The sequence below is a fragment of the Streptomyces sp. Je 1-369 genome, assembly GCF_026810505.1.
In the GTDB taxonomy this organism is placed as follows: Bacteria; Actinomycetota; Actinomycetes; order Streptomycetales; family Streptomycetaceae; genus Streptomyces.
Genome location: NZ_CP101750.1, coordinates 8,192,024 through 8,205,216, shown reverse-complemented (window position 1 = coordinate 8,205,216; position 13,193 = coordinate 8,192,024). Strand labels below are relative to the sequence as shown.

The window sequence follows — 13,193 nt, the reverse complement described above, 5'->3', positions numbered from 1 at the left end:
GGTTCCCCGACGTCACCCTCGTCGCGCTGGAGCGTCAGGACTGGACGGTCGGGACCGGACGATCAGGAGAAGCGGCGCAGGAAGACGTCCGACTTGCCGTTGGTGTCGCCGGGCACGATGTCGTCGGCCGTGGACTCGAAGACCACGTCGTGCCCGCCGGTGCTGACCGCGTCGACCTCTGCCGAGGCCGGCCGGTCCGAGACCACCTGGTCGGTGTCCGACGTCAGGTCGCGCAGCACGAGGGACGGTCCGGTCGTGTCGTTCGGGGCGTACAGCAGATGGGCGCCGGTGGGGTCGATGGCCAGGCCCTTGACGTCCGGGATGCGTCGGGCCGTGCCCGAGCTCACGTCGTGGACGTAGGTGTCGGAGCCGGAGAGGTAGACGACCTTGCTGCCGTCCTCGCTGATCTGGACGATCGTCGCCTCCTTGGAGGGGCCCTCGATCGGTTCCGAGGTGGAGCCGTGGTCCCCGTCCCACAGGAAGACGTCCTTGGTCTTGCCGTCCTGGTAGGCGACGAAGCGGCCGTCACCGCTGATGGACGGGCGGGACGGTGCGGTGTGGGCGAACCAGGCGAGTTCCTGCTTGGTGTTGGCCTGCCAGTCCCATACGTCGATGCGCTGACTGGTCGAGGGTCGGCCGATGGTGGCGACATTGGCGACGTAGCGACCGTCGCCGCTCAGCGAAGGCTGACTGCAGTTGAGGGCATCACAGTTGAGGCCGATCGAGCTGCCCGCGGTCCACTGGGCCAGCTTGACCTTGGTGTCCCTGAACAACAGCACCCAGTAGGCGGCGTATTCGCCATCACCGCTGATCACCGGCGAGTCGACGGGGTAGCTGCCCACGCTCTTGAGCTGCCCCGACGGCTCGTCGCGCAGGTACACCCTTTCACTTCCGGCGGCGTTGCCCGGCGTGGCGTTGGTCGCCGACGACGAGAAGACGATGCGGCGGCCGTCGGTCGTGATCGCGCCACCGGTGGAATCGCGGTCCAACTGGGTGCCGTCAGCCGCGACACTGACTCTCTCGACACCGACGCCGACACTGCTGTTACCGGCACCGTCGGCGGGCTCGGCCGAAGCGACTCCGGGCAGCGCCGTGATGACCGCGCCCATCACGACCGCCGCCCTTAATGCACGCCGCACGCGTCTGGTGCTCCGGTCTGTGTGTCTGCTCATTTTTTCCCCCACTCGGAAAGAGGTCTCGCCCCCGGCTCCCCACCGGAGGGTCTCCCAGCATGTCTGGGTCATGGGGGAAATCGCTACATGGCAGACCTCGGCAACTCCGCGGCTCACCGTTGGCGCAACCGGTCCAGTGCCGACTGAGCCTCCGCGTCAGCGGCACGGTAGATCACCAACCGCTGTTCCGGATCCTGGAGTGGCGCGAGGACTTCGAATTCCACCGCGAGCACGCCGACGTCGGGATGCCGCAACACCTTCTGCCCGCGGCCGTTGACCTTGACGTCCCGCTCGCCCCACATGCGCGCGAATTCCGCGTCCCGAGCGGTGAATTCGGCGATGCGATCGGCCAACTCCCGGTCCTCGGGATACGCGGCCCACGCGGCGCGCAGATGGGCGACGCCCTCCCGTACGACGAGTTCTCGGTCGGCATACAAATCGCGCGTTCCCGGATGCATGAGGCACAGCCACATCGCATTGCGCTGCGACGGCGGAAGCGTGTCGAAATCCAGCAGCAGTCTCGCTATTTCGTCGTTCCAGGCCACGATGTCGTAGCGGTGGTTCATCAGCATGGCGGGCAACGGCGACAGGTCGGCGACCAGCCGGGCCAGTTGTGGCGGCGCCGTGGTGGCAGGCTTTCCGGCTTTACGGGGCCGGTGCTGGGCCAGATCGAAGAGATAGAGGTGTTCGTCGGGGGTCAGTCGCAGCGCTCGGGACAACGCTTCCAACACGTCTGCGGAGGGGCGCAGGCCGCGGCCCTGTTCCAGCCGTACGACGTAGTCGATGCTGATGCCGGCCAGTTCGGCGACTTCTTCGCGGCGCAGTCCCGGGGTCCGTCGGGGCCGCCGGCGCGTCGGCAGACCGACATCGTGCGGGTCCAGGCGCTCCCGCCGGGTGCGCAGGAACGCGGCCAACTCCTGTGTGGTGTCCACGGTGCGCGTCATCGTGTTCGATGCTACCGCCAGGGTAGGACCGGCTTTCCCAGGAACTCCTCTCCCTTACCCCCGCTTCGCGGCGGTCGCAGGCTTGGTTCCGGCAACGGATCACAAGCACAGGAGAGCACGATGTCGCTCACGCTGGACACATATCGGCTATTGGGCCGTTCCGGGCTACGGGTCTCACCGCTGGCGCTGGGAGCGGCGACCTTCGGCACCGAGTGGGGGTGGGGTGCCGAGCGGGACGAGGCGCGCAAGCTGTTCGACCTGTACGTCGAGCGCGGCGGCAACTTCATCGACACCGCCAGCACGTATACCGACGGCAGTTCGGAGCGCCTGCTGGGCGAGTTCACGCGCGGCAGCCGCGAAAGCCTGGTGCTGGCGACGAAGTTCTCGACGCTGCGCCGGCCCGGCGATCCGAATTCCGGGGGCAATCACCGCAAAGCGCTCCTCGCTTCGGTGGAGGCCAGTCTGCGCCGGCTGAACACGGACTACATCGACCTGCTCTACCTGCACGTGTGGGACTTCACGACGCCGGTCGAGGAATTTCTGCGCGCCATGGACGACCTGGTCCGGCAGGGAAAGGTGCTGTACGTGGGGATCTGCAACGTCCCGGCCTGGCAGGTCTCCCGGATGCAGGCGATCGCCGATCTGCGCGGCTGGTCGCCGCTGGTCGCGTTGCAGACCGAGTACAACCTGATCGAGCGCACCGCGGAACGCGACCTGATTCCCATGGCACGCGAGATGGGACTGGGCGTGGTCCCGTTCTCCCCGCTGGCCGGCGGCGTGCTCACCGGCAAATACAGTCGCGCCGACCTGACCGCGGCGCAAGCCCGCGCGGACGGCACCCGCAAGGGGTTCAACCTCGCGAACGGCGCGCTCACGGAACGCAATCTCGCCATCGCGGATGTCGTGCGGGAGGTCGCCGCGGAGCAGGGCAGGACCCCCGGCCAGGTCGGGCTGGCGTGGCCCCTGCGGAGACCGGGAGTGACGGCCCCGATCATCGGCGCCCGCACGCCCGCGCAGCTGAAGGACAATCTGGGCGCCCTGGACGTCGATCTCACCGCCTCGCAACTGTCCCGCCTCGAAGAGGCCGGCGCGATCGACCTCGGCTTCCCGCACGACTTCCTCGCCGGTGAGAGGGGCCGCAGGTCGAACAGCGGCGACCTGAAGATCGAGCCGCGCCGCTGATCCACCGCCGAGGCACCGGTCAACGAGCTGCCGCCCTCGGACGGTTTCGAACCTGAGGGCGGGCGGCGGTCCTGCGAGCCCGCCCGTCATTCCCTCGATCAGGCCGCGACGAGCTCGCGCTCGCGGTGCGGCGTCGTCACCTTGGGCTTCTTGTTCGGCAGGGAGAGCCGGAAGACCTTGTGCCACGCGGAGAACACCTGCTTGGGCAGCGGCCCGGTGACGTACTCCAGCTCGTACTTCTCGAAGAGCGCGCGCACCTTCACCGCGACCTCTGCGTACCGGTTGCTCGGCAGGTCCGGGAACAGGTGGTGCTCGATCTGGTGGGACAGGTTGCCGGTCATGAAGTGCATGGCCTTGCTGCCGCTGATGTTCGCCGAGCCCATCATCTGGCGCAGGTACCACTGGCCGCGCGTCTCGCCCTTGATCGACCGGCGCTCGAAGACCTGCACGCCCTCGGGGAAGTGCCCGCACATGATCACCGAGTGGGACCAGATGTTGCGGACCAGGTTCGCGGTGAACGTGGCGCCGAGCGTGGGGAGGAAGGACGGGCCCGACAGGAGCGGGTGGATCACGTAGTCCTTGAGCACCTGCTTGCGGATCTTGCGGCCCACGGCCTTGGCCCGCGCGCGGAACTCCGGGCTCTTGCGGCGGCGCTTCTCCAGGTTCTTGCCGAGCTCCAGGTCGTACGCCGCGATGCCGTACTCGAAGAAGCAGGCGTTGATGAGGTTCCACAGCGGCTGGCCGAGGTGGACCGGGTGCCACTTCTGGTCCTCGTCGACGCGCATGATGCCGTAGCCGAGGTCGTTGTCCTTGCCGATCACGTTGGTGTACGTGTGGTGCAGTTCGTTGTGCGAGTGCTTCCACTGCTCGGACGGCGAGACGTGGTCCCACTCCCAGGTGGTGGAGTGGATCTTCGGGTCCCGCATCCAGTCCCACTGGCCGTGCAGGACGTTGTGGCCGATCTCCATGTTGTCCATGATCTTCGCCACGGACAGTCCTGCGGTTCCGATCAGCCAGGCGGGCGGGAAGCTCGAGAACAGCAGCACGCCCCTGCTTACCAGCTCGAGCTTGCGCTGCGCCGCGATGACCTTACGGATGTAGGCGGCGTCTTTCTCGCCGCGCCCGGCGATCACCTCGTCGCGGATCGCGTCCAGCTCGCGGCCGAGCTCCTCGATCTGCTCCGCGGTCAGGTGGGCGGTGGGGTCGATGGCGGTCAAAATGCTCCTACCGTTCGATGTCGCAGGGGCCCGCCGCGGCGGACACGCAGGTCTGGATGAGGACGCCGGGATCGGCCTCGGTGATCTCGCCGGTGCGCAGGTCGCGGACGGCGCCCGCCTTGAGCGGCGTGACGCAGCCGAAGCAGATGCCCATGCGGCACCCGGAGGGCATGAGCACGCCGGCCTCCTCGCCGACGTCAAGGAGCGGCGTGGCGCCGTCCGCGTCGACGGACGTGCCGGTGGCGCTGAACGTGACCTCGCCGCCGTCACCGGCGACGACGATGCTGGGGCGGAAGCGTTCGGTGTGCAGGCGCTCCTGTACGCCGTGCTCGTTCCAGTGCTCCTCTGCGGCGTCGAGCAGGCCCGCGGGCCCGCAGGCCCAGGTCTCGCGCTCGGTCCAGTCGGGCACGAGTTCGTCGAGACGGGCGATGTCGAGCATGCCGTCCGTGTCGGTGTGCACCTCGGTGAGCCGCAGCTTCTTGTCCGCGACCAGACCGTGCAGTTCGTCGCGGAAGATCACGTCCTGCGGCCGCGGCGCGCAGTGGATCATGACGGCGTCGTCGAACTCGCTGTCGCGCAGCATGCCCATGACGGGCGTGATGCCGCTGCCGCCCGTCAGGTAGAGCACCTTGGCGGGCTTGGCCCGCGGCAGCACGAAGTCACCGGTCGGCTGGTCGAGCTGGATCAGTGTGCCCGGTTTCGCCCTGCGGACCAGATGGTTGCTGACCTTGCCGTCCGGGATCGCCTTCACGGTGATCGTGACGCGGCCGTCCCGGCGGTGTGTCGGCGAGGTGAGGGAGTAGGCACGCCACAGGCGCACCCCGTCGACGTCGACCCCGACCCGCACGTACTGACCGGCCGTGTGGCCGCGCCAGTCCCGTCCCGGTCTGATCACGATGGTCGCGGCGTCACCCGTCTCGGGGTGCACGGCCTCGATGCGCCCCCGCAGGTCAGCGCCCGCACGCAGCGGGCTGGCCAGGTCGAGGTAGTCCGACGGCAACAGCGGCGTCGTCACCATCTCCAGCAGTTTCCACGCCCTGCTGCGGAGGGCTGTACTCGTCATGGCTACAGCTTGCTGCGCCTCAGGGCGTAAAGTCCTGACCGCAGGACGTAAATCTGGTCGACTGAATTGTTCGCAGGGAACAAAAACGTGAGCCATGCAATCCGGAGGGTCAGCGAACTGGCCCTGGATGAGACGACGGTCACCGCCATTCGGGCCGCGCTGAAGACCACCGCCGACGAAATCGTCCAGGCGATCATCGACGAGGTCCCTCCCTACGCCAACGCCCTTTCGGGCCGCATGGGCGGCACCATCCGCCGAGCCGTCCGCACCGCCCTGGGGCACTATCTGGACCTCGCCAGCGGGAACGCCACGGGCGGCGACGCCGGTGACGCGGCCTACGAGCTGGGCCGCGGTGAGGTGCGCGACGGCCGTTCGATGGACGCCCTGCTCGGCGCCTACCGCGTCGGCGCCCGGGTGGCCTGGCGATGCCTGGCAGCGGGCGCCGTACCCGCGGGTCTGCCCGCCGCCGAGGTCGCCAAGTTCGCCGAGCTGACCTTCGCCTACATCGACGAGCTCTCCGCCGCGAGCGCCGCGGGCCACGCCGACGAGCTGGCCGCCCGGGGCAGGGCCCACGAGCGCCACCTGGAAGTCCTGGCCCGCGACCTCCTCGCCGGCGCGAGCCCGGACGTGCTGCTTGCCTCTGCGCAACGGGCCGGGTGGCAGCCCCCGGATTCGCTGACCGCGGTCCTGCTCCCCGCCGCCCAGGCCCGGCCCGCCTACCGCACCCTCGACCCGAGCACCCTCGTCCTCGACGATCTGCCGGACGCCACCGGTGTGCTGCTCGTCCCCGACGCCGACCGGTCACGCCTCCTGCGGCAGCTGACCGACCGCACCGCCGTGGTCGGCCCGGCCCGGCCGTGGACTCGCGCGTCCGCCTCGTACGCACGAGCCGTACGCGCGCGCTCCCTCTCCTCCGACATCCGCGACACCGAGGACCACCTGCCCGAGCTGGTGCTCAGCGCCGACGTGGACGCGTTCGCGGACCTGCGCGCCCGGGCCCTCGCACCGTTGCGGCCCCTGCCTGCCGCGACCGCACGGCGGCTGGAGGAGACGCTGCGGGAATGGCTGCTGCACCAGGGCAGGCGGGACGAGGTGGCGGCGGCGCTGTTCGTCCATCCCCAGACCGTCCGGTACCGCATGTCGCAGCTGCGGGAGCTGTTCCCGGATCTCGCGTCGCCACAGCGGGTCCTCGAACTGACGCTGGCCGTCGGTCTTCGGGGCAGCTGACGCTCAGGTCGCCGGCGGTTGACCGGGACCTCACCCCTGCGGCAGCGGCGAACCGAGCAGCCAGTTGCCGGGGGCCTCCGTGTCGGTGCTGAGGTAGAACTCCTCGATGGCGGTGCGGAACTCGTCGTGGGTGATGGTGCCGCTGCCGTTGCGGTCCAGGCGCTGGAAGGCCGCACCGGAGGTGGCCGGGTCGATGCCGAGCGCGTCATACATACGGACGTACTCGTCTGCGGTGAGTGCGCCGCTCCGGTCGGTGTCCAGGGCCCGCATGAGGGCATCGATGATGGGCATCACCAGGCGTTCGACGGTCTTGGCGTCGGGGGCGATGTGGGATCGCATGGCGGTGATGAACCGGGCGGGCCCGATACGGCCCTGCGCGTCGGGCGCTCCGGCCTCGCCCAGGACGTCCCACCAGAGCACGAACGCCTCGCGCAGCGCGCTCTTCTCTTCCTCTTGCGGTGCCACCGCGGCGAACACCTCGCCGAACTCCTGGAAATCGTCACGGGTCAGAGAGCCGTCGCCGTTGCGGTCGAACCAAGCGAACAGGGTGGTGAACTTCTGCTCGATGCTGCTCTGCGCCATGGTGACCTCCTGGAACACCCCTGAACACGGCGTGCGCTCACCGCGACGCCGTCCTGCCGCATGCGCGGCCCGTCCATAGGCGCACGCTAGGTGCGTGTCAGCGGTTGGACTAGGTGCATTCCCGGCCTCACGTTGAGGCGTGAGGAAGGGCGGCCACGGCTCACTCGGAGAGGCGATTGGGTTCGTGCGACCGACCACGCGGCCCATCGCGTTGCGCACCGCGAGTCCCGGCCCCCCACCCGACACGAGACCTGTGCCGGCGGTCTGATGGCACATCGAGCGTGGCGGGCCGGTAGGCGGCACCTGCCTTGAGCTGCCAGGTGGCGAACCCGACCGGCGGGATCACCGACCGGCGCTCCCGTTGCCCCGGCGGTCGACATCGAGGGTGAGCTGGAGCGCATCCAGCACGCTCGCCGGGGCGATCTCGTTCTCGGCCTCGCCGCGCAAACAGGCCAGGACGTGGTCGATCATCGCCGCGTACTGGTCGGCGGGCTCCAGTTCCACCTCCCGGACGCCGTCGGCGGTGTACACGGTCACGGCGCCGGCCGGCCGTCATAACTCATCGTGGACACCGACTCCAGCACGCCCTCGCTGAAGGTGGCCGTGTAGCCGACCCGGGCGCCCCACGCCATGGGCGCCAGTGAGGAGACGGAGTCGCGGACCAGCGCGCCGTCGAAGCCGAGCACCGCCTCGATCGCGGCGCTGTCGTCGTCGCGCGCGACGGTGCTGACCTCGACGCGTTCCGGCATGCCGAACAGGCGGGTGACGATGTCCATGTCGCTGTGCATGGCCTCCAGCGGCAGCGCCTTCAGCCCCAAGGGGCCCCCGGCCACAGGTGCCCCGTCCGGTTCCACAGGGACAGCTGTTCCAGGCGGCCGTAGGTGCCCTTGTGTACGGCGTCGGACAGCGCCCGGTTGGCGGGGACGAACCGCTCGAACATGTCTACGAACACGAGAGGCCGAAGCGGTTGCCGCACGGGTCGATGATCCGGGAGCAGACCGACCCGTCGGGGTTGGCGTCCGGGCCGACCTCGACGGTGGCGCCCAGTTGGCGGGCCCTGGCCGTCACCGCGGGCACGTCGGTGACGAGGAAGTCGGGCATCAGGTAGTCAGCGGCGTCCCCGCGGTCGACGCCGACCGCGCCCGCGTCGTACATGCCGCCCGACGGCCGCTCGTTGCCGGTGAAGATGTTCGAGTACGGCTTGCCGCCCGCCCTGTCGTCGAAGACGATCTTCCAGCCGAAGGCACGGCTGTAGAAGTCCTTGGTCGCCTCGGCGTCGGCGGTGCCGATCTCGAACCAGGCGTACGCGCCGGGCACGGGCCTGCCCGCCATTTCCCGCATCTGCTCCTGGCCTTGCTCGGCGAACTCCTGCAGCCGCTCGGGCGTCCGGTTGTTCTGGAACAGCGAGAAGACGTTGCCCCGCGGGTCGGCGAGCCGGGCGAAGACGGTGACGTCGCTGACCGTGGTGGCGGGGACGATCACCCTCGCGCCGAGCTTCGCCAGCTTCTCCGCGCACGCGGGAATCTCCCAGCTGATGTCTCCCAGCTGATGTACGGCAGCTTCTGGACCGAGCCCCCCCCGGTCCCGGCCGCCGCAGCACCGCCAGTAATGTCCCCTCGTGTGGACAACGTTGAACTGAGCGACGCCATAGCGGACTTCGCGGGTCTCGTCGCTCGCGTCGAGGAGACCGGCGAGCGGATCTGTGTCGTCGACGGCGGCGAGCCGACGAGTGTGCTCCTCCCCGCGGCGGAACTCGCCGAGCTGGAGCACTTCGCCCAACGGGCCCGCGACGGCGCGCGGCACCGGCCCAGATCCGGGACAGGGCAGGGGCACCCGCTCGGTCCGGACCCGCAGGGCCCGTACATCCGGTACGTGCACGCTGACGGGGGGCGGATGACCTTCGTGCGGGACCGGGCGGTCGTGGCCGAACTGAGGTCCGTGGCGGAACTCGACTGGCTGGAGGACAGGGCGCGCACGGCCCGCCAGGGCTACATGCCCCCGAAGCAGGCGGCCGCCTTCGAGGAGTTCCTCGCCCGCCAGGGCCCGGTGGGCGACGGCATGGCGTGGATCGCCGGCGGTTGGCAGAGCCAAGAGCCCTTCACGGAACTCGTGTTCATCAAGGGGCCGTCCGCCGAGGAGGTCGCCCTCGCCTACGGGGCCGACGCGCAGGACATCGCCGACGGCCTGCTGCTCCACCAGGTCGAGGAGCGGGACGCCCGGGAGGGCACCGACGACCTCACCCGCGTACTGGCCTTCGGGGAGGAGAACGGCTGGACGTGGCTGGGCTACCACGACTTCGACCATGCCTTCTCGCGCTCCCTCGACCCGCCTCCCGAGCAGCAGATCACGCTCAGCGCGACGATGGCCAAGGCCATCTACGACTTCAGCTACTCCAAGGACGGGGTGTACCAGAACCCCTTCCCGATCGAGGACGGCGCCGAAGACCAGCGGGACATGTACGAGCTCATCTGGTACACCCCGGGGGAGGCGCCGTTCGCCCCGGAAGCGCCGCTGGCCTTCCTCAACCTGCACCTCCGCATCGCGGAAAAGGCAGGAAACTGGACGGACAACATCGCGCTGTTCTTCGAAGGCCTGGAACGGGCCTTCGGCCTCGCTCTGCCCCGGGACGCGATCACCTCCGGGAACGTGCGCTGCGCCCGTCCGGCCCACCGCTGAACCAGGGGCGGCCCGGACAGCGGCGAGGAATCGGCTGCCGCCTGCGTTCTGGATGCGGGCGACGGTCTGCGGGGCGATGCAGATACAGGACGTACGCCGAGAGGGCCACCGACCTGTTCACCCACCTCGGCCCACTACCCGAATGGCGCTCCAGCCCAACCTGAGCGGGTGGCAGCCGATGTTCCAGCGAAGACAGCGTGGTTTTCTCCTGCACGCTGGCCGACGCCTCGGTCTTCCAGCGCACCAAGAGCCGTCATGCACGGGTGAGGCGACCTTGGAAGTGCTGCGGTACCGGAGCGAAGCGGCAGGCCATGGTGACGGTGTCGGCGTTCGGGACGGTGAGGCGGTAGCGGGTGCACAACAGGTGGCACAGCGCCATGAGTTGGAGGGTGCCGATGTCTGCGCCTATGCATTTCTTCGGCGCCCAGCCGAACGGTACGTAGCACGTCCGGTCGGCCGGGCCGTGCGGCGCGCCGGGCAGGAAGCGGTCGGGATTGAAGGTGTCGGCCTGCTGCCAGTACCGCTGATCGCGGTGGATCATGTGCGGGCTGACCAGATAGCTCTGCCCCTTCTCCAGCCGGATGGCACCGAGATCGGACGAGACCCGGGCACGCCGGACCAGCAGGAGCGGGGGGCTCCACATGCGCAGCACTTCCTTGACGAACCGGTGGGTGACCGGTGCGGCCTTGGTCGGCGCTGCACAGAACTCGGCCCGGCCCACACCCTCCAGTTCGCTGGTGAGCTGTTGTGCCCACCGCGGGTTGCGGACGAACTCGTATAGCACGCTCGCGGCCGCGGAGCCGGGTGGCCCGCCGATCGCGGTGAGCACGGCCGTGACGACGTCGAGTGCGCGGTCCATGCCGAGTTCGGGGAGCAGATCGACGATCGGGTCGGTGAGGTCCGGTTCACGAACGCGTCGGCCCGAGGCGCGGTCGCGCAGCACCTTTCGTACCACGAGACCGGCACGGATCTGAACGGCGACGAACCGCGCGTGATGGCGTAGCCCGCGGCCGGGGTGGCGGTCGATCAGGCGTAACAGCTTCTGGTGCAAGTCCTCTGTGATGAGGGCCGATTCGCGGGCGGTGAGGCCGGACAAGGCGACGGGCAGGATGGACTGCACGGCGACGTCCTGGGCGAGCAGGACGAGGTCGATGTCGTCGCCCAGCCGGGCATCGATGATCCGTTCCATCCGTGTGATCATTTCGGCGGTGCGCTCACCGGTGCCGAGCGCGTGCAGTTGTGTGAGCCAGGCGGTGCGTACGCGGGCCCACGGGACGGGCGTGCTGTGGCGCCGCCGGATCATGTCGACGAGCCGGTCAGGCATGACGAGGCCGTTCCAGTTGGCACGGCTCACCAGGCGTGCCGTGTCCGGTTCGAACACGGCGAGCAGATCGTCGTTCAGCCAGAAGACGCCGCCCTCGGCCGCGCTGCGCAGCCGCAGGTCGTGCAGGAAGTCCTCGCCGTGATGCGGTGTGGTCATGGCACTGCCTCTCACGGCCGGGGTGGGCGGCGGCCACTCGGCAGCCGCCCACCCCGATTCCGATCAGATGTGGTGGTAGACGTACCAGAAGTGGACCCCGCCGTAACCGGACCGGATGTTGAGGACCGATTTGGCCGTGCGCATGAGCTTCCTCATGTCATTCACCTCCTCTCCGGGGCGGCGGCTCGGTGGTGCAGCTCCGCGGTGAAACGTGGCGGAGCCAATGCGGGACCCAGCTGGGGCCCGCTGCCGCTCGCGGTGATCGAAAGGTGCCAGTCGCGGGTGATGATGCGGATCAGGTCTTCCAGGAGCGTCATCGTCACGGTCGCCCCGGCGCACGTGTGCGGGCCGAAGCCGAACGGCATGTACGCCGCATCCCGTGGAGGCGCCGCCCAGCGACGCGGTACGAACTCGTCCGGACGCTCCCAGTGCTGGGGGTGGCGGTGCACGAGGTACAGGCACACGTTCACCTCGTCGCGCGGGTCGGCCGTGATTCCGGCCAGTGTGTGCGCGCGGCTCGGTGTCCGGGCGAACAGCCAGGCCACCGGCCACAGGCGCAGCGCCTCCCGGACGATCCAGGCGGGCTCGTTCCCGGCGGTGTCCGGATGTGTACCGGTGAGCTGGACCGCCCAGCCGAGGGCGAAGCCGATGGAGCCGACCGTGGCGAACAGGAACGAGAGGTACACCTCGGCCACCTGGCCGGGATCCGCCGCCGGACCGCCGCCGATGACGGCGACGTCCAGCAGATCGCGTGGCTCGGCGGCGCGGGCACTCCGGCGCGCTTGGACCTCCCGGCCGAGCGCACTCATCGCCCTGTGGCGGAATCGGAGCCGGGACAGGACCGCGTGGTGCTCTCGTGCACCGGCCAGTACCGCCCGGGCGATGATGCCGTCGACCACCGCATGCAGTTCTGCGGGCGAGTCCGGGCACAGAAGTACGTCCCGCAGGTGCTCGCGGATCAGCAGGTTTCCCGCATCCGGCCAGGTACTGGTGGGGGCCAACCGCGTGCCGACCAGGCGGGGCAGGTCAGCGCGGTGGGCGTCGAGGTGACGGCGTACCAGGTCGCGTGCCGCGCGCCCGATGGCGATCTGGGCTGCTCGGGGGCCGAAGACCCCGGTTCGGGTGTGGAAGAAGTCGGAGGTTTCCCTGAAGGCGCCCTGCCGATTACCCAGCACGTCACGGGCCACCTGCGGGCCCGCCACGCAGAGCCGGCCCGACGCCGAGCGCCACACGTCCCGGGTGCCCTCGAACTCCGCCGCCAGGAACCGCAGTGGATCGTGCCGGTAGGCGGCTGCGCCGCGACGCTGTCGAGCCCCTTTGTCGTCGGCCAACCGGGCCATCGCGTCCCCCTCGATCGAACAGGTGGCCAGTGCCGCCGACGCGGCCGGCCGAACCCGGCTCCCGGGGTGCCCCCTCCGAAGACGCCGGACCGCTCGAAAGACAGCCTCCTCCGCAGCGCGCGTCCTGGGAAGGCTTCTATGCGTTGGGTCCGCGACCGCCAACGACACAGCGGTGGCCTCCATCACGCCGTCCAGGCCCTTACTGGCGCAGAGCACTTGTTCACGTCCTTGGGTACTCCCGGCCGGGCGAGCAGAGCTGACATGGTCGCCTGAACCCGGCGACGGCCTCTGCGGTGCCCTGCGATGGTTC

The 13,193-nt window shown here is 69.6% G+C and carries 14 protein-coding genes; 3 read left to right on the top strand and 11 right to left on the bottom strand.

Annotated elements, in window-relative coordinates:
- Positions 1–62: 62 nt before the first annotated feature.
- Both NOO62_RS36235 and NOO62_RS36230 read right to left on the bottom strand, forming a co-directional pair.
- Complete coding sequence (locus NOO62_RS36235; RefSeq protein WP_268775028.1) at positions 63–1,172, bottom strand: hypothetical protein; 1,110 nt, start codon at positions 1,170–1,172, stop codon at positions 63–65.
- Positions 1,173–1,285: 113 nt separating this feature from the next.
- On the bottom strand, positions 1,286–2,116 hold the full coding sequence (locus NOO62_RS36230) for a helix-turn-helix transcriptional regulator (protein ID WP_268775027.1): 831 nt from the start codon (positions 2,114–2,116) through the stop codon (positions 1,286–1,288).
- Between the two features lie 120 nt (positions 2,117–2,236).
- On the opposite strand from NOO62_RS36230, the gene NOO62_RS36225 reads away from it, so the two are divergent.
- On the top strand, positions 2,237–3,298 hold the full coding sequence (locus tag NOO62_RS36225; RefSeq protein ID WP_268775026.1) for an aldo/keto reductase: 1,062 nt from the start codon (positions 2,237–2,239) through the stop codon (positions 3,296–3,298).
- A gap of 98 nt (positions 3,299–3,396) precedes the next feature.
- Here NOO62_RS36225 and NOO62_RS36220 read toward each other — a convergent pair whose 3' ends face one another.
- Positions 3,397–4,515 (bottom strand): fatty acid desaturase family protein, encoded by a 1,119-nt coding sequence (locus tag NOO62_RS36220; RefSeq protein WP_268775025.1) that lies wholly within the window; start codon positions 4,513–4,515, stop codon positions 3,397–3,399.
- 7 nt (positions 4,516–4,522) lie between these two features.
- Positions 4,523–5,533, bottom strand: a complete 1,011-nt coding sequence (locus NOO62_RS36215) for a ferredoxin reductase (protein WP_268775941.1) — start codon at positions 5,531–5,533, stop codon at positions 4,523–4,525.
- 132 nt (positions 5,534–5,665) lie between these two features.
- On the opposite strand from NOO62_RS36215, the gene NOO62_RS36210 reads away from it, so the two are divergent.
- Positions 5,666–6,805, top strand: a complete 1,140-nt coding sequence (locus NOO62_RS36210) for a PucR family transcriptional regulator (RefSeq protein WP_268775024.1) — start codon at positions 5,666–5,668, stop codon at positions 6,803–6,805.
- 30 nt (positions 6,806–6,835) lie between these two features.
- On the opposite strand, the gene NOO62_RS36205 is transcribed toward NOO62_RS36210, so the two are convergent.
- The 5 genes from NOO62_RS36205 to NOO62_RS36185 all read right to left on the bottom strand — a co-directional run bounded on the left by NOO62_RS36205 (position 6,836) and on the right by NOO62_RS36185 (position 8,869).
- Positions 6,836–7,387: an EF-hand domain-containing protein gene (locus tag NOO62_RS36205; RefSeq protein ID WP_268775023.1), complete on the bottom strand. Its 552-nt coding sequence runs from the start codon at positions 7,385–7,387 to the stop codon at positions 6,836–6,838.
- Between the two features lie 342 nt (positions 7,388–7,729).
- Complete coding sequence (locus NOO62_RS36200; protein WP_268775022.1) at positions 7,730–7,924, bottom strand: hypothetical protein; 195 nt, start codon at positions 7,922–7,924, stop codon at positions 7,730–7,732.
- Positions 7,921–8,205, bottom strand: a complete 285-nt coding sequence (locus NOO62_RS36195) for a hypothetical protein (RefSeq protein WP_268775021.1) — start codon at positions 8,203–8,205, stop codon at positions 7,921–7,923. The genes NOO62_RS36200 and NOO62_RS36195 overlap by 4 nt, the downstream gene beginning before the upstream one ends.
- Positions 8,196–8,327 carry a hypothetical protein gene (locus tag NOO62_RS36190; protein WP_268775020.1) on the bottom strand — a complete coding sequence of 44 codons (132 nt, stop codon included), beginning with the start codon at positions 8,325–8,327 and terminating at the stop codon, positions 8,196–8,198. The genes NOO62_RS36195 and NOO62_RS36190 overlap by 10 nt, the downstream gene beginning before the upstream one ends.
- Before the next feature lie 2 nt (positions 8,328–8,329).
- The gene (locus tag NOO62_RS36185; RefSeq protein ID WP_268775019.1) at positions 8,330–8,869 is read right to left on the bottom strand and encodes a VOC family protein; all 540 of its coding nucleotides are present in this window, start codon (positions 8,867–8,869) and stop codon (positions 8,330–8,332) included.
- A gap of 138 nt (positions 8,870–9,007) precedes the next feature.
- Here NOO62_RS36185 and NOO62_RS36180 point away from each other — a divergent pair, with 138 nt between their 5' ends.
- A complete protein-coding gene (locus NOO62_RS36180) occupies positions 9,008–10,063 on the top strand; it encodes a type II toxin-antitoxin system Phd/YefM family antitoxin (protein WP_268775018.1) in 1,056 nt (351 codons plus the stop codon).
- Between the two features lie 253 nt (positions 10,064–10,316).
- Here the strand turns inward: NOO62_RS36180 and NOO62_RS36175 are convergent, their stop codons facing one another.
- Both NOO62_RS36175 and NOO62_RS36170 read right to left on the bottom strand, forming a co-directional pair.
- Positions 10,317–11,543 carry a cytochrome P450 gene (locus tag NOO62_RS36175; protein ID WP_268775017.1) on the bottom strand — a complete coding sequence of 409 codons (1,227 nt, stop codon included), beginning with the start codon at positions 11,541–11,543 and terminating at the stop codon, positions 10,317–10,319.
- A 161-nt stretch (positions 11,544–11,704) separates the two neighbouring features.
- On the bottom strand, positions 11,705–12,883 hold the full coding sequence (locus tag NOO62_RS36170) for a cytochrome P450 (protein WP_268775016.1): 1,179 nt from the start codon (positions 12,881–12,883) through the stop codon (positions 11,705–11,707).
- Positions 12,884–13,193 lie beyond the last annotated feature (310 nt).